Annotated in this window: 14 protein-coding genes; 8 read left to right on the top strand and 6 right to left on the bottom strand. The window is 73.1% G+C overall.

Features of this window, described 5'->3' with window-relative positions; translation table 11 throughout:
• Positions 1-11: 11 nt before the first annotated feature.
• Together nusA and rimP are read right to left on the bottom strand one after the other, a co-directional pair.
• Complete coding sequence (gene nusA / locus OUQ99_RS06050) at positions 12-1,025, bottom strand: transcription termination factor NusA (RefSeq protein ID WP_267948443.1); 1,014 nt, start codon at positions 1,023-1,025, stop codon at positions 12-14.
• A gap of 24 nt (positions 1,026-1,049) precedes the next feature.
• Positions 1,050-1,532 (bottom strand): ribosome maturation factor RimP, encoded by a 483-nt coding sequence (rimP, locus tag OUQ99_RS06045; RefSeq protein ID WP_267948442.1) that lies wholly within the window; start codon positions 1,530-1,532, stop codon positions 1,050-1,052.
• Between the two features lie 360 nt (positions 1,533-1,892).
• Here rimP and OUQ99_RS06040 point away from each other — a divergent pair, with 360 nt between their 5' ends.
• Positions 1,893-2,408 (top strand): ferritin-like domain-containing protein, encoded by a 516-nt coding sequence (locus OUQ99_RS06040; RefSeq protein WP_267948441.1) that lies wholly within the window; start codon positions 1,893-1,895, stop codon positions 2,406-2,408.
• A gap of 45 nt (positions 2,409-2,453) precedes the next feature.
• On the top strand, positions 2,454-2,915 hold the full coding sequence (locus OUQ99_RS06035) for a ferritin-like domain-containing protein (RefSeq protein ID WP_267948440.1): 462 nt from the start codon (positions 2,454-2,456) through the stop codon (positions 2,913-2,915).
• A 120-nt stretch (positions 2,916-3,035) separates the two neighbouring features.
• Here OUQ99_RS06035 and OUQ99_RS06030 read toward each other — a convergent pair whose 3' ends face one another.
• Positions 3,036-4,772, bottom strand: coding sequence for a proline--tRNA ligase (locus OUQ99_RS06030; protein WP_267950268.1), 1,737 nt, complete (start codon positions 4,770-4,772; stop codon positions 3,036-3,038).
• 210 nt (positions 4,773-4,982) lie between these two features.
• Here OUQ99_RS06030 and OUQ99_RS06025 point away from each other — a divergent pair, with 210 nt between their 5' ends.
• The 6 genes from OUQ99_RS06025 (at position 4,983) to OUQ99_RS06000 (ending at position 11,131) form a co-directional block, all read left to right on the top strand.
• Positions 4,983-5,840, top strand: coding sequence for a spermidine synthase (locus OUQ99_RS06025; protein WP_267948439.1), 858 nt, complete (start codon positions 4,983-4,985; stop codon positions 5,838-5,840).
• Between the two features lie 164 nt (positions 5,841-6,004).
• Positions 6,005-7,228, top strand: a complete 1,224-nt coding sequence (locus tag OUQ99_RS06020; RefSeq protein WP_267948438.1) for a sensor histidine kinase — start codon at positions 6,005-6,007, stop codon at positions 7,226-7,228.
• Positions 7,225-7,899 (top strand): response regulator, encoded by a 675-nt coding sequence (locus OUQ99_RS06015; protein WP_267948437.1) that lies wholly within the window; start codon positions 7,225-7,227, stop codon positions 7,897-7,899. The genes OUQ99_RS06020 and OUQ99_RS06015 overlap by 4 nt, the downstream gene beginning before the upstream one ends.
• Before the next feature lie 193 nt (positions 7,900-8,092).
• Positions 8,093-9,343 carry a cytochrome ubiquinol oxidase subunit I gene (locus tag OUQ99_RS06010; protein ID WP_267948436.1) on the top strand — a complete coding sequence of 417 codons (1,251 nt, stop codon included), beginning with the start codon at positions 8,093-8,095 and terminating at the stop codon, positions 9,341-9,343.
• A 16-nt stretch (positions 9,344-9,359) separates the two neighbouring features.
• Complete coding sequence (locus tag OUQ99_RS06005; RefSeq protein ID WP_267948435.1) at positions 9,360-10,292, top strand: cytochrome d ubiquinol oxidase subunit II; 933 nt, start codon at positions 9,360-9,362, stop codon at positions 10,290-10,292.
• A gap of 488 nt (positions 10,293-10,780) precedes the next feature.
• Positions 10,781-11,131 carry a hypothetical protein gene (locus tag OUQ99_RS06000; protein WP_267948434.1) on the top strand — a complete coding sequence of 117 codons (351 nt, stop codon included), beginning with the start codon at positions 10,781-10,783 and terminating at the stop codon, positions 11,129-11,131.
• A gap of 967 nt (positions 11,132-12,098) precedes the next feature.
• Here OUQ99_RS06000 and OUQ99_RS05995 read toward each other — a convergent pair.
• The 3 genes from OUQ99_RS05995 to OUQ99_RS05985 all read right to left on the bottom strand — a co-directional run bounded on the left by OUQ99_RS05995 (position 12,099) and on the right by OUQ99_RS05985 (position 15,587).
• Complete coding sequence (locus OUQ99_RS05995; RefSeq protein WP_267948433.1) at positions 12,099-12,368, bottom strand: DUF6406 domain-containing protein; 270 nt, start codon at positions 12,366-12,368, stop codon at positions 12,099-12,101.
• A 183-nt stretch (positions 12,369-12,551) separates the two neighbouring features.
• Positions 12,552-14,858: an accessory Sec system translocase SecA2 gene (gene secA2 / locus OUQ99_RS05990; protein ID WP_267948432.1), complete on the bottom strand. Its 2,307-nt coding sequence runs from the start codon at positions 14,856-14,858 to the stop codon at positions 12,552-12,554.
• Between the two features lie 114 nt (positions 14,859-14,972).
• A complete protein-coding gene (locus OUQ99_RS05985) occupies positions 14,973-15,587 on the bottom strand; it encodes a GTP-binding protein (protein WP_267948431.1) in 615 nt (204 codons plus the stop codon).
• Positions 15,588-16,149 lie beyond the last annotated feature (562 nt).

The raw sequence follows: 16,149 nt of genomic DNA, 5'->3' as shown, positions 1-16,149 counted from the left end.
CCGCGACCCGATTAACCGGCCGCGGCGGCGTCGTCGCCGTCGGTTCCGTCACCGTCGGCGGGACCGCCGGCGGGTTCGGCGTCGGAGCGGATGTCGATGCGCCAACCGGTCAGACGGGCGGCGAGGCGGGCGTTCTGGCCCTCCTTGCCGATCGCCAGGGACTGCTGGTAGTCGGGCACGACGACCCGCGCGACACGCGCGGCCATGTCGAGGATTTCCACGGAGTTGACCCGCGCCGGGGACAGGGCGTTGGCCACGAACGCGGCCGGGTCGTCGGAGAAGTCGACGATGTCGATCTTCTCTCCGTGGAGTTCCGCCATCACGTTGCGGACACGGCTGCCGAGCGGACCGATGCAGGCGCCCTTGGCGTTGACCCCGCCCCGGTGCGACCGGACGGCCATCTTGGTGCGGTGGCCAGCCTCCCGGGCGATCGCCGAGATCTCGACGGTGCCGTCGGCGATCTCGGGCACCTCCAGCTCGAAGAGCTTGCGCACCAGGTTGGGGTGGGTGCGCGAGAGGGTGACCGACGGACCCCGGTGGCCCTTGCGGACCTGGACCACGTAGGCGCGCAGCCGCTCCCCGTGGGTGTAGGTCTCGGTGGGGACCTGCTCCTGCGGGGGCAGGACCGCTTCGAGCTTGCCGAGGTCGACCAGCACGTTCCGGGGGTCCTTGCCCTGCTGGATGATGCCGGAGACGATGTCGTGCTCCCGCCCGGCGAACTCGCCCAGGGTGAGCTCGTCCTCGGCGTCCCGCAGTCGCTGGAGGATGACCTGCTTGGCGGTGGAGGTCGCGATGCGGCCGAAGCCGGACGGGGTGCCGTCGAACTCGCCGACGACCTCGCCCTCCTCGTCCGTCTCGGACACCCACACGGTCACGTGGCCGGTCGAGCGGTTGAGCTCCACCCTGGCCTTCTTGTCGGGTCCCTCTTCGCGGTGGTAGGCGATCAGAAGCGCGTCCTCGATGGCCTTGGCCACCAGCTCGACCGCGATGTCCTTCTCGCGCTCCAGGCTGCGCAGGACACTCATGTCAATATCCACGGGGCTCCCCCTCTAGTCCGCCGCGTCGGTGTCGGCTTCGCGACGGAATTCCACCTGGACCCTGCCCGGGCCGAGCTCGGCGTGGGCGAGGGTGCGGGGCCGGCCCTCGACGTCGAGGGTGACCCCCTCGTCGTCGGCGTCGGTGACCCGGCCGGTGACGTCGCCGCCCCCGGCGAGGGCGGCCTTCACCAGCCGTCCACGGGAGCGCCGCCAGTGGCGCGGCTGCGTCAGCGGACGGTCCACCCCGGGCGAGGTGACCTCCAGGACGTAGGGCAGCTCGCCCATGACGTCGGAGGCGTCCAGCGCGGCGTTGACCTCCTGGCTGACCTCGCCGACCCGGTCCAGGTCCACCCCGTCGTCGGAGTCGACGACGACGCGCAGGACCCGGCGCTTGCCCGCCGGTGTCAGCTCGACGGCCTCCAGGTCCAGTCCGGCCTCGGCCAGTACCGGCTCCAGCAGCTCGGCGATGCGCTCTTCGCGTGCCTGCGCTCCCATGTGGTGTCTGCCCCTCCAGCGGAGAAATCCCGCCCGCTCGGCCTCGGGCCGGTGTACGGGGCGGTCCAGCTCTGTACGTAGTCTGCGACTGAACGGTCCGCCCCCTGAGGGACGCGGACCGACCGCGCGTCGCGTGCGACGGCGGTTGTGCTGCAAGGGTATCCACACCCGGGCGTCCTCCAGGTCGCCGTCGGTGTCGGGGAGGCGCCGCGGAGTGGCCCCGGGAGGCGGGAAAGCCCGCGTGGAGGGGTGTGTCGGCCCGGGCCGGGCCCCGCGCGGGCCGTGGAAAGATGGGGCCGTGGCCGTCCCGGACGGCCGTCGTGCCGGCGAGGGACGGCACGGGGCACGGAAGGAGAGCACGTGGGCCAGGTGAACGGCTGCGTCAGCCGCCGCACGGTGCTGGGCGCTGCGGTGGCCGGAGCGGCGGTCGCGGGTCTGGCCGGGTGCGGCGAGGCGGAGTGGTACCCCGCGGACGTGACCCCGGACGAGTACGTGCTCCGGTCGGTGATCCGGGAGAAGGAGCGGACGGTGTCCCTCTACGAGGCCGCGATCTCCGGCGGGACGGGGCCGGCGGACCTGCTGGAGCGGCTGCTGGAGCACCACCTGACCCATGTGGACGCGCTCGTGGAGTCGCTCCCCGAGGGTGCCTCCCCCACACCTCCCGCCGACCCGGCCGGGGGCGGGGAATCCCCTCCGGAGGGCGGGCCCGCGCCCGGCGGGGTGCTGGACACCGCGGGGCTGCGCCTGCTGGAGTCGGCCGCGACGAGTGCGCGCCTCGACCAGGCCGCGGCCGTGTCCGACCCCGGCCTGGCCCAGCTGATCAGCGGCATCGGCGCCTGCGAGGCAGGACACGCGTACCTTCTGGCCCGGGCCTAGGCCCGGCCTTCCCGCACGGCATCCACGAACCTGAAGGCGGTACTGGTGAGCGAGAGTCCCGTGTCCACCCCGGGCGGGGCGGACCCCGGCGCGGACCCCGGCCCCGACGCGCTGGCCGAGGCGCTGAGCGCGGAGCACGCGGCGGTGTACGGGTACGAGTTCGTCGGCGGTGCCGCCGGGGACCGGGACCGGCGCGAGCGTGCCCTGGAGGCCGCCCAGCAGCACAAGGCCCTGCGTGACGCGCTGCGTGCGGCGGCGGTGGAACGCGGCTTCGGGGCGCCCTCGGCGCTGGCGACGTATCCCCTGCCGGAGGGGCGCGACGACGACGGCTTCGACGCCTTCGCGGTCGGGCTGGAGGAGACGGCGGCGCGTGCGTACCTGTGGCTGACGGCGTCGGGCGACGCCGGTCTGCGGTCGAGGGCCGCGCGCGCCCTCCAGGAGACGACGCTGCGGGGCCTGGAGTGGGGCGGGGAGCTGGACGCCCTCCCCGGCTTCGAGACCGCCTGACGGGAGCACGAGCGAGGGGCCGGGGATCTGCTCCCCGGCCCCTCGACCCCGGTCGTCCCGGCCGCCGCCCGCGGGGCGGGAGCCCTTGGGCGTGTCCGGGCGGCGCCCGCCGGGCGCGCCCTAGCCGCGGCAGGCGGCGACGGTGCGGTCCACGATCTCGGCCAGGGCGACCTCCTCGCGGTCGCCGGTGGCGCGGTCCCGCAGCTCCACCAGGCCGTCCTTGAGCCCGCGGCCGATGATGACACCGGTCGGGATGCCGAGCAGTTCGGAGTCGGTGAACTTGACGCCCGGCGAGACGCCCTTGCGGTCGTCCACGAGGACGCGCAGTCCGCGTGCCTCCAGCTCCGCGCCGATCCGCAGGGCCTCCTCGATCTGCTCGCCCTTGCCGGTGCCGACCACGTGCACGTCGGCGGGCGCGATGGCGCGCGGCCAGACGATGCCCTTGTCGTCGTGGGACTGCTCGACGACGCAGGCGACGGCGCGCGAGACGCCGATCCCGTAGGAGCCCATGGTGATGCGCCTGGGCTTGCCGTCGGCTCCGAGGGCGTCCACCTGGAAGGAGTCGGTGTACTTGCGGCCGAGCTGGAAGATGTGGCCGATCTCGATGCCGCGCGAGGTGTACAGCGTGCCCCGCCCGTCGGGCGAGGGGTCGCCGTCGCGGACCTCGGCGACGTCGATGACGCCGTCCGGGGTGAAGTCGCGCCCGGCCACCAGGCCGATGACGTGGTGGTCGGCCCTGTCCGCGCCGGTCACCCACGCGGTGCCGGTGACCACGCGCGGGTCGACCAGGTAGCGGACCTTGTTGTCCAGCAGGGCGAGGGGGCCGATGTAGCCCTTGGCCAGGAAGGGGTTGGCCGCGAAGTCGGCCTCGTCCAGGAGCGCGACCTCGGTGGGCTCCAGTGCGGCCTCCAGGCGCTTGAGGTCGACCTCGCGGTCGCCGGGCAGGCCGATGGCCAGCAGCTTCCACTCCTCGGCGCCGGGCTCGCGGGTCTTGACGAGGAGGTTCTTGAGGGTGTCGGCCTCGCTGAAGTCGCGGCCCAGCCCGGCCCCGTTGAGGAAGTCCACCAGCGTCTGGATGGTCGCGGTGCCCGGGGTGTGGTGCACCACCGCCTCGGGCAGCCCCTCGACGGGCAGCGCCGGGGGCGCCGGGGTGGCGACGGCCTCGACGTTCGCGGCGTAGTCGGACTCCGTGCTGCGCACGAAGGTGTCCTCGCCGCTCGGGGCCACGGCCAGGAACTCCTCCGAGGCGGACCCGCCCATGGCCCCGGACGTGGCGGACACGATCACGTACTCCAGCCCGAGCCGGTCGAAGATCCGGATGTAGGCGGCGCGGTGCGCCTCGTAGGAGGCCCGGAGGCCCTCGTCGTCGATGTCGAAGGAGTAGGAGTCCTTCATGTGGAACTCGCGGCCGCGGAGCACGCCCGCCCGGGGGCGCGCCTCGTCGCGGAACTTCTCCTGGATCTGGTACAGGACGACGGGGAAGTCCTTGTAGGAGGAGTACTCGCCCTTGACCAGGAGCGTGAACAGCTCCTCGTGCGTGGGGCCGAGCAGGTAGTCGGCGCCCTTGCGGTCCTTGAGGCGGAACAGGGTGTCGCCGTACTCCTCCCAGCGGCCGGTCGCCTCGTAGTACTCCTTGGGCAGGAGGGCGGGCAGGAGGACCTCCTGGCCGCCGATGGCGTCCATCTCCTCGCGCACGACGCGGGCGACGTTGTCCAGGACCATCTTGCCCAGGGGCAGCCAGGAGTAGATGCCGGGGGCGGCCCGGCGCACGAACCCGCCGCGGACGAGGAGCTTGTGGCTCGGCACCTCGGCGTCCGCCGGGTCCTCACGCAGGGTGCGAAGGAACAGGTTCGACATCCGCAGCAGCACGGCCACTCCTCGGTGAACACGCCCGTGGGGCGTGGGGATCAGGACTAGGGGAGTCCCAGGCTAGCGGTAGTGCGGACGCGTTCGCGCGTGGGTTGCGCGAGCGCTCCCGCCCGTACCTAGGCTTGGTGGCCGGCGATCCGGGCGGCGGGCGCGGCCGGCGCAGGGGCCGGCGGACGCCGCCGACGAACGGGGAAGAGCATGGGCAGACGCGGTACTCGGGACACGGGACCCGACGGGGCCGGGGAGCCGGAGGGCGTTCCCGGGACGGAGCTGCTCGCGGACGCGGACCGGTCCGACTCGTGGTTCCTCGTGGTGGAGGGGACGCCGCAGTCCCACGTGGACCTGTCGGACCCGTCCTACCTGGACTTCTCGTACATGCGGCGGATCGCGCACGCCGCCGACCTCGTCGCGCCCGCGGGCGAGCCGATCGACGCCCTGCACCTGGGCGCGGGGGCACTGACCCTGGCCCGGTACGTGGCGCACACCCGCCCCGGCTCGCGGCAGCGCGCGGTGGACGTGGACGCCCCTCTGGTGGAGATGGTGCGGCGGCGGCTGCCGTGGGACCGCAGGGCGCAGCTGCGGGTGGGGATCGGCGACGCCCGCGAGTGGATCGGCGCCCGGCACGCCGACAGCGCGGACCTCGTCGTCAGCGACGTGTTCGCGGGGGCGCGCACGCCCGCGCGTCTGACCTCGGTGGAGTTCTACGGGGAGATGGCGCGCGTGCTGAGGCCCGGAGGCCTGCTGGCGGTGAACATCGGCGACGGCCACTCCCTGGAGCACACCCGCGCGCAGGCGGCGACCGCCCGCGCGGTGCTGCCGCACGTGGCCCTGACCGCCGCGCCCGCCATCCTGCGCGGGCGCCGGTTCGGCAACCTCGTCCTGGTGGCCGGGCACCGGCCACTCCCCTCGGAGGACCTGGGCCGCCGCGCGCACCGCGACCCGGAGATGGCCCGGCTGCTGGAGGGCGGGGATCTGGACCGCTTCGTCTCGGGCCGCGCGCCCGTCCACGACGCGGACGCGGTCGACTCCCCCGCGCCGCCGGACGACGTGTTCTGAGCCCGCCGCCGGTCCCCGGCGCGGACGGCCGGAACCGGCCGCCGCTCCCGGCGGACGGGTTCCCGGGGACGCGGGACGCGTACTCCGGGGGGAGTACGCCGACACGCGAAGTGCACCCCTGAGGAGGACGCGCGACCCCGGGGGGTGACCGTACCGTCGTGGGTGTGGCAGCACTACTCCCGCGCCCGACGCGCACCGACGCCTGGCTCGCCCTGGTCCTGCTGGTCCTGTCCGCGGGCAGCACGCTCGTGGTCGAGTGGGTCGACCCCGTCCCCACCGACCGCGAGCTCTGGCCGTGGGGGTGGGCCCTCGTCCTGGGGGCGTGCCTGCCGCTCCTGTGGCGAACCGCCTTCCCGTGCGTCGTGGGCCTGGTCTCGATCGCCTCCGCGACCGTCTACTACCCCCTGGGCTTCCCGGACGGCATGGTCGTGCTGTGCACCGCCGTCATGCTCTACACCCTGGTCCGCTGGGGCTACCGCGTGTTCGGGTGGACGCTGGGCGTCGGCCAGTTCGCCGCGGTCAACGCCTACGAGCTGCTGGTGAGCGGCGGGTTCCGCTTCGAGGCGGTGGGCATGGTCGCCTGGGTCCTGCTGCTGCTGTGCACGGGCGAGGTCGTGCGCTGGCGCCAGGAGTACCTGCGGGCCGACCGCGAGCGCGCGGTCGAGGCGGGCCGCACGAAGGAGGAGGAGGTGCTCCGCCGGGCGTCGGAGGAGCGGCTCCGGCTGGCCCGGGACGTGCACGACACCGTCGCGCACAACATCTCGCTGATCAACGTGCAGGCCGGCACCGCCCTCTACCTCATCGAGACGGAGCCCGGGCGCGCCGCGGAGGCCCTGGCCACCATCAAGCAGACCAGCAAGGACACCCTGACCGAGCTGCGCGGGATGCTGGGGGTGCTGCGCGCCGTGGACGAGGCCGCGCCGAGGTCGCCGGTCCCCGGGCTCGACCGCGTGGGCGAACTCGCCGAGGGCACGCGGACCGCGGGGCTCGACGTGGAGGTCGAGGTCGTCGGAGCCCCCGCCCGCCTGCCCGTCAGCACCGACTCGGCCGCCTACCGCACCGTGCAGGAGGCGCTCACCAACACCGTGCGCCACTCCGGCGCGACGGCCGTCCGGGTGCGGATCGAGCACGGGGCGTCCTCCCTGGTGGTCGAGGTGACGGACGACGGCCGCGGCACGGTCGGCCCCCCGGTGCCGGGCAACGGCATCACCGGGATGCGCGAACGCGCCGCCCTGGTCGGCGGCACGGTGGACGCGGGCCCCCTGGAGGGGGGAGGATTCCGGGTGCGGGCGCGGCTGCCGTCGGGGCCGGCCGGGCCGGGACAGCCGGACTCCACCCCGCCGGACGTGCGCGGCGCGTCCGGCGCCGACGAAACGAGGACGCCGTGATCAGGGTGCTGCTCGCCGACGACCAGGCCCTGGTGCGCGCGGGTTTCCGCGCACTCCTGGACAGCGCCCCCGACATCGGGGTGGTCGCCGAGGCGGGTGACGGCGAGGAGGCGGTCCTGCTGGCCCGCGCGGAGCGGCCCGACGTGGTCCTGATGGACATCCGCATGCCCGGTGTGGACGGCCTGGCCGCCGCCGGGCGCATCCTCGCGGACCCCGGTCTCTCGGAGACGCGGATCGTCATCCTCACCACGTTCGGCCTGGACGAGTACATCTTCGAGGCGCTGCGCGCCGGGGCCAGCGGGTTCCTGGTCAAGGACACCGAGCCCCGTGACCTCCTGCAGGCGGTCCGGGTCGTGCACGCGGGCGAGGCGCTGCTCTCGCCGGCGGTCACACGGCGGCTGATCGCCGACTACGCCCGCCGCCCGCCCGGCGCCCCGGCCCCCTCGGTCCGCCTCAACGGGCTCACCGACCGCGAGCGCGAGGTGGTCGCGCTGGTCGGGGGCGGGCTGTCCAACGAGGAGATCGCCGCCCGGCTGGTGGTCAGCCCTGCCACGGCCAAGACCCACGTCAGCCGCTCCATGGTGAAGCTGGGCGTGCGCGACCGCGCCCAGCTGGTCGTGATCGCCTACGAGACGGCCCTGGTCACGCCGCGGTGGAGCCGGAACACCTGACCGGCCCGCCCCCGGCCCTCCCCCGAGGGGCGCCGGGGGCGCCTCGGGGTCTCCCCCTACACCCGCGGGAGTACGGGCGGGGCGGCGCGTACCCCGGGGGGCGGCCGCCCGGTGCCCCCTCCGGGACGATGCGCCCGCCGCTGCCGTCGTCGGATCCTTGGCGTGTCCCCACCGCCGAACGCGAGGCCCGACGATGTTCGAAGACCCACTCCTCCTGGCGCGGCTCCAGTTCGCGCTGACCGCCGCCACGCACTACATGTTCGTGGCGCTGACGCTCGGGCTCGCCCCGTACATCCTCACCACCCAGTTCCTGGGCGCCCTGCGCGGCGACCGCTCGCGGATGACCGCCGTGCGCTTCTGGGGAGGCCTCTACCTCGTCAACTACGGCATGGGCGTCCTGTCGGGCCTGGTGATGGAATTCCAGCTGGCCCTCAACTGGAGCGGACTGCACGAGGTGTTCGGCTACACCTTCGCGGCGCCGCTGGCCCTGGAGACGATGACGGCGTTCTTCGTCGAGTCCACCTTCCTGGGGCTGTGGATCTTCGGCTGGGACCGCATGGGCCGGTGGGCCCACCTGTCCTGCTTCGCGGTGGTCACCGTGACGGCCTACGCCTCGGCGTGGTGGGTCCTGGTCTCCAACGGGTTCCTGCGCAACCCCGTCGGGTTCGAGGTCGTGGACGGCGTCGCACAGCTGACCGACCCGGTCGCCCTGATGACGAACCCCGCCGCCACGGCGGCCTTCGGACACGTCGCCGGCGGCGCCATGACCGTCGGCGCCCTGGTGGTGGCCGCCACCAGCGCCTACCACCTGGTACGGCGCGACGACCCGTACGGGATCTTCCGGCGGGGCATCCGCTACGCCGCGGTCGTCATGTGCGTGGCGCCGGTGTTCGTGGTGGTCTTCGGCGGCGTCCAGTTCGAGCTCTTCGGCGAGGCCCCGCCCACGAGCGGCCTGACCCACACCGCCGAGGAGATCGCGGCGATCGAGGCCGCCTCCCCCGGCGGACCGCTCCTGAACGGCGTCAACGCGACCGCCGACGGCCTCATGATGAGCATGTGGGCGGTGATGTTCCTGCTCGGCCCGCTCATGCTGCTGGCCTGGCCCCTCGGCGGCCTGGACCGGTGGCGGTGGTTCCTCGCCCCGCTGGTCGCCACCCCCTTCGCCCCCTACCTGGCGAGCATCGGCGGCTGGGTGTTCCGGGAGACCAACCGGCAGCCGTGGACGGTGGTGCACCACCTGACCACCGCGGACGCGGTGACCCCCATGCCCCCGGGCGCGGCCGTCCTCTCCTTCGCCTTCTTCACCGTCGCGTTCGCGGTCCTGGCGGCCGTCACCTACTGGCTCCTGGTGCGGTACGCCCGGCGCGGCCCCGACGGCGGCCCCCTCGCGGAGCGCCGCGAGGAGGAACCGGGCGAGTCCGCCGATCCCGTCCCCACGTTCTGAACCAGGGAGCACCACCATGGACGTCCTGTCCCTCGCATCCTCCGCCCTGCTCGCCCTGCTCGTCGTGGGCCACCTCGTCCTCGCGGGCTCCGACATCGGCCTGGGCATGCTGATGCCCCACGTGGCGCGCGGTCCCGGGCAGCGCCGCCGCGTGGTCGCGGCGATCGCCCCCTACTTCCTCGCCTCGGAGGTGTGGCTGGTCGCCGCCGTCGGGGTCATGGCGGGGCTGTTCCCCGTGCTGGAGCACCACGTCGTCGCCGAGCTGCGGCCGGTGATCGCGGTCCTGCTCGCGGCGTGGCTGGTCCGGGACGCCGGTCTGTGGCTGCGCGCCCGCGTGGACCGGCCCGGCTGGCGCCTGGCCTGCGACGCCGCGGTCGTCGCGGGCAGCTGGACCGTCGCGGCGATGTGGGGCCTGGCGGTCGCGGGGCTGCTCACCGGCGGCCTCACGGCGAGCGCGTTCACCGTGCTGTGCACACTCGTGGTGACGACCCTGTTCGCGCTGCGCGGGGCGGCCTTCGGCGCGGAGCGCCTGGTCGGTCCGACCGACGCGGAGAGCGCGGACGTGGCGGCACGGGTCACCCGCCCGCTGTCCCGGCTGGCCCTGGGCGCGACGGCGGCGGCCGCCGCGGCCGCACTCCTCCCGGGCGGTCCGGAGCCCGCCCCGGCCCTGCTCGCGGCGGCCCCGGTCGCGGTGCTCGCGGCGGCCCTGGCGGCGACCAGCGGCCTCGCGGGGCCGATGCTCTCCCGGCACACGTCGGCGCTCGCGATCGCCGTTCCGGGCCTCATGGTGGCCTGGGCCGCGCACCTCCCGTCGTCGCCGGTCCCGTCCGTGACCGGGATGTTCGTCTGGGCGATCCTCCTTCCCACAATTCCGGTCATGCTCATCGGCCAGGTTTGGCTCTACCGAATGACGCGCCGACCAGCGGCCGGGGCGACCTTCTTCGCCTGACCCCGGGCGCCGCTGCCTCCCAGCTCGCCGCGGTCGCGGACAGCCGGTGACGGACGTGTGCACGCCGGGTCACGGCCCGGCAGGGCCCCATGGCGGGTTGGGGAGGCCCGGGAGGGGGCACGCCAGCTTGCGGGAGACACGCCCGCGACGCCCCTCCCGTCCCGGGGGGATACCCGGCGTGATCGCGCGCGGGCGCTGCCGAGCCCCGAGGAGTGACTGTGACCTACCCCCTGACCACCCCTCCGGACCTGGCCGGATGCAGCTGCGGCACGGGCTGCGGATGCGGATGCCAGAGCGGCGGTTCCTGCAGCTGCAGCGGCGGCTGCGGCTGAGGACCGCCACGAGACAGCGGGCCGCCCCCTCGGGGGCGGCCCGCCCGCGTTCCCAGCGGGCCACACACCCCCGACAGGTCGCGACAACGGGCGAGTCCGGAGATACGCTGTGTCACTACGTGAAGCTGCGTATCCACCCACCGGGGGAGATCAGCGATGTCACCGTTCACCACGCCGGCGCCGCGGAGGGGCGGCCTCTCCGAGCACGCGAGGCTGCTCCGGTGCGTACAGGGCATCCAGGAACGCTCCGTGCGGGCGGTCCCCTGGGAGCCGGACACCGTCGGCCTCCCGGACGGCGGCTCCGACAGCGCCCTCGCCAGGATCAACGACGTCGCCTTCTACGCGAACGCCCGCGACGAGGTGGCCGCTCTGGCAGGCGTCTGCGCGGACCTGCTGCGGCTGCACCGGCCGGAGGAGCGGGAGGGCGCCGACGGGCACCGCTGCGGGGGGTGCCGCCAGACCTGGCCCTGCCCCACCTTCGCCGAACTCGCCCGCCTCCTGGGCTGAGCGGCGCCGCGACGGACGTCGCCCGCCGGCGTCGGGGCGCGATCCGACGTCGACGGGCGACGGTCCTCTCTCACCTGCCCGTCCGCTGACGACCGGCGACCGAACCGCCGGGCGCCCTCACCGGGCCAGGCATACGCAGAGGTTAATACTGGAACGCGTTCTACCGCAAGACCCGCGTAAAGAACTCGTGCAAGAAGGACATGGGGCCGACTCGACGCCCTGCCGGGTGCAACAGGATCTACCGACGACCGCGGGCGCGGCGGGGCCGGGGGCCGCACGGCGGGCGCCCCGGCCGCACCGCCGGACACGGGCACAACGCCGCGGAGAACGGGGCGGGAAGGGTGCGGGGCGGAGGGTCCGCCCCGGCGGGAGCCCTGTCGGCGCGGGGCGGGCGGGGCGGAAGGCGCGGGGCGGGCGGGGCGGAAGGCGCGACACCGGCCGGAGGGCGGGAGGCGCCGGACCGGAGACGACCGGTCGGCGCGGGGTCGGCGCCGGCTCCCCGGGGGGCGGGGCGGCCGGGCCCAGGGGCGGGGGACAGCCCCTGGGACCGGCTTCGGGGGGCGGCAGGGCGCAGCGGCCCGGAAACCGCCGAGAGTGGTGCCCTCCCCGTGCGCCGAGGCGCGCCCTGCTCCACAGACGTTAACGATTCAGCGGTAACACGAACACCCTCCTTCAGATAACCGGAACGTCTCGATTCCTCCCGGCCATATCAGGAGACACGCGCTGAACTGCGGTGACACAGAGCCATGGCGCCGTTTCACTCCCGAAACCCCAGAAATCACAGAACTCCCGGGAGCCCCGGCGGGGCACGCTGCGGCCCCTTGGGGCGGACTCCACCGACAAAAGGCCGACATCCATAAAACCGGAAAGGGAAACAATCCGCGACTTCCCATGGAAAGGTTGCACGGGGTTGCGATTCCGGATCCGAGCAAGTCGTTTGCACCCCGGGCGTCCGCCCGGGCCGTGCTCAGCTTATTCGCGTGGCCAGCAGATAGGCGGAGGGGTTGTCCGCGTCAACGATATCGGTGACCCTCCACACCTGCCCTCCCACACTGAACACATCTCCTACGTGGACGTCGATCATGGGCGTGGGTCGCCACTCCTTCGGTCCGCCGATCTTGGCCACCGGTCGGCCTTCATCGTCGATCCAGAAGCTTCCCCCACCGACCGGGCCGCCCGCGAAGCGGTCGTTCCGGCCGTAACTGATCTTCTCCTGCGCGCCGACTTCGTGAACCACAGTGGATTCAGTCCCAACCGTCTCGGTTTCCGTTGAAAACGCAGCCATGTTAACGCGGTCCAGGCAATTGCGCATGGCGATTTCGCGTCTGGCCGACGTTTCAGAAGAATAGCTGACAAAGGTAATGCGCGGGCCGGGACCAAAGTCCCGACCCGCGCAGGAAACCGTCCTTGCCGAAAAACCTCAGTCCCGGTCGGCCGTGCCCCGTCCGCCCTTGAGCCGTCCCACCAGGGTCTCGAACGCCGAGCTGAAGGGGTGGTCGTGCACCATGTAGGTCCACGTCATCGACGGGCGCTTGACCCCCACCCCGCTGACGTCGAGCTCGCCGTCCTCGGCCTCCAGCTCCTCGAAGCTCTCCGCGGCACGGGCGCGCGCGTCGTCCAGGAAGCCCTTGAACACCGGCACGGCGTCGCGGTTGAACTCGTCCAGGGGGTCGCGGCGCCCGAGGAACCGGAGGTGGATGCCCTCCCGCAGCTCCGACAGGAACGCGTTGTGGTCGGTCCAGCCCCGGTCCAGGTGGTACAGGGTGATGAGCCGGGCCGCCTGGGCGACCTTCTCCTCCCCCACCTCCTCCACGAGCGCCCCGTGGTGCTTCTTGCGGTCCAGCCCGATGTGCCGGTCGCCCTGGTCCCCGGTCAGGACCATCTCGCGGTGCTCCAGGACCACGTCGCGCTGGACGTCGATCAGCTGGTTGTACCGCCAGGTGTTGCGGTGGATCTCCAGCAGCTGCCCCTCGGCGACCCGCTGCGCGTGGTCGACCATGTGCAGCCATCCGCTGTCGGTGATCTCGCCCTCGGCGGTGGTCTCGTACCCCGTGGTCTCGGGGGCGTTGTTCACCACCAGGTCGTCGTCCATGCTGACGAAGAAGATGGAGTCGCCCGGGTCGCCCTGGCGTCCCGCGCGTCCGCGCAGCTGCCCGTCCAGGCGGCTGCTGGGGTAGCGGCCGAAGCCCATCACGTACAGTCCGCCGGTCTCGACGACCCGTTCGCGGTCGGCCATGTCGCTGCCGCCCAGACGGATGTCGGTGCCGCGACCGGCCATCTGGGTGGAGACGGTGACGGCGCCGTGGGTGCCCGCCTCCGCGATGATCGACGCCTCGTCGGCGTCGTTCTTGGCGTTGAGGACCACGCAGTCCAGGCCGGCGTCGCGCAGGCGTTTGGCGAGCAGCTCGGACTCCGCGACGTCCTGGGTCCCGATGAGGATCGGTCTCCCGGACTTGTGCACCTCCTCCGCCTTCGCGACGAGGGCGTCCTCCTTCTCCTCGCGCGTGGCGTACAGGCGCGTGCCGTGGTCCTCGCGCACGTTGGGCTTGTTGGAGGGGATGACCGCCACCTCCAGCTCGTAGAACTCGCGGAGCTGCTCGGCCACGGCCATCGCGGTGCCGGTCATACCGCCGCGCGTGGGGTAGCGGAGGACCAGCGACTGGACCGTGATGGAGTCCAGGACCTCGCCGGTCTCGCTGACCGCGACCTTCTCCTTGGCCTCGACGGCGGCCTGGAGGCCGTCCGGCCACCGCTGGAGGAGGGCGATGCGGCCCCGGGACTCGTTGATGAGCCGGACCTCCCCGTCGCGCACCACGTAGTGGACGTCGCGCTGGAGCAGCACGTGCGCGTGCAGGGCCAGGTTGACCTGCGGGAGGACCGACGTGTCGTCCTCCGAGTACAGGTCGACCCCGCCCAGGGCCTTCTCGACGGCGTCGATGCCGGCGTCGGTGAGCTGGACGTTGCGTCCCTCGCCGTCGATCTCGAAGTGCAGGCGGGGCTTGAGCCCGCGGACGATGTCCGCCATCTCCACGTCGGCGGCGACACTCTCCGCGGCCCCCGCGAGGACGAGCGGGACCCGGGCCTCGTCGACGAGGACCGAGTCGGCCTCGTCGATGATCGCGATGTTGGGCGGGGGCACGACGCGGTCGCCGATGTCGGTGACCATGCGGTCGCGCAGGACGTCGAAGCCGAGCTCGCTGACGGCGGCGTAGGTGACGTCGCAGGAGTAGGCGGCGCGGCGCTCCTCCTTGGTGGAGTCCTCGGTGATCCACCCGACGGTGACGCCGAGCATGTCGTAGACGGGGCGCATCCACTCGGCGTCGCGCCGGGCCAGGTAGTCGTTGACGCTCAGGAGGTGCACGCGCTGGCCTCGCAGCGCGAAACCGGCCGCGGCGAGGGCGCCGGCGAGGGTCTTGCCCTCACCCGTCGCCATCTCCGCGACGTGGCCGTCGAGCAGCGCCATGACACCGAGGAGCTGCACGTCGAAGGGACGCTCGTCCAGTGAGCGCCGGGCGGCCTCGCGGCCGACGGCGCACAGCGACACGAGGTCGTTGCGATCGTAGGGGAGTTCGGCGTTGCCGAGTTCGATGGCCTTCTCCGTCAGCTCGGTGTCGTCGAGCTCACGCAGACCATCCTCCTCGGCTTCGATCGCCGACAGGAGCTTGGTATAGGGCCGCAGGTCCACCGCACCGGGCTTGCCCAGTAGGCGGCGGACGCTTTCCGCCATTCGTCCGAACACCACCACAGGGTAACGCCGGACACAACCCCTTGGAGAACCCCGGGGCGCCCTCGTGCCGGGCGGGACCGGGGGCCCGGCCCCCGTGCACGGGGCGCCCGCGCGTCACACGAGCTGGCGGCGGGTGCGCTGGCGTGCCTCGACGGCCATGGCGTGCTTGACGAGGGTCATCAGGACCCGGACGACGGACTGCTTGTCGCGGGCGTCGCAGTAGACGACGGGCACCTCCGGGGTCAGGTCGAGGGCGTCGCGCAGCTCCTCCGCGCTGTACGGGGCCTCGGGGTCGAACTCGTTGACGGCGACGACGAAGGGCAGCCGGTACTGGCGCTCGAAGTAGTCGAGCGCCTGGAAGGTGTCCTCCAGGCGGCGCGTGTCGGCCAGGATCACCGCGCCCAGTGCGCCGCGGACCAGGTCGTCCCACATGAACCAGAACCGCTGCTGGCCCGGGGTGCCGAACAGGAACAGGGTCAGGTCGGTGTCCAGCGAGATCCGCCCGAAGTCCATCGCGACGGTGGTGCTCGTCTTGTCCGGGGTGTGGGAGAGGTCGTCGACACCGGCGCTGGCGGCGGTGACCGCGGCCTCGGTACGGACGGGCGGGATCTCCGAGACAGCGCCGACGAACGTGGTCTTCCCGACCCCGAAGCCCCCGGCGATGATGATCTTGGTGGACAACGCGGTGGGGGCGTGGACGTTGTTCGTGCTGTTGGCTGGATCGATCACAGTTAGTCCTAGCGAGAGTGCCGGGCCAGTACGGACGATACGGCTCACACGGCCCGGTCCTGAGGGGTGCGGTGTGCTCCCGGGGTCCGAACCCTCTCGGGAGGCGCCGCCCCTGGAACCTAACACCGGAAAGAGGCCGCTAACGGCGTTTTGGGAACAGTGGTGCAAGAGACCACATTCACGGCTGCGCAAGGCCCTGCGGACCCCGGGACAGCGGGAACGGCCACGGGGCCCGAGCCGTCCCGTGGCGGCGGGTCCGCACCCCAGGACCGGCCGTAACCAGGTAAGCACAGACTTCTACCCCGGAAGGTCGACTTTACGACATTGTGAGCGGTCATTTTCGGCCGCTTTCGGCCGCGCCGATCCCTGTCCGGAGCCGTCCACGGAGTCTACGGTGGAGGACAGGGCCCCCGCGCCACGACGCTGTCGCGGTGCGGTCGCGGTACGGACTCCTGGCACGAGGACGCGACCGCCGCGGGAGCCCCCGCGGCGCCCCGGGGCGGCCGCGCACCGACGTCTCGCTCTTCGGCGTCGGTCCGGTCGACGCCTCAGGTCGGCGTTC

Source organism: Streptomonospora nanhaiensis (assembly GCF_026642255.1).
Lineage (GTDB): Bacteria > Actinomycetota > Actinomycetes > Streptosporangiales > Streptosporangiaceae > Nocardiopsis > Nocardiopsis tropica.
This window is presented reverse-complemented; position numbering and strand designations above follow the sequence as displayed.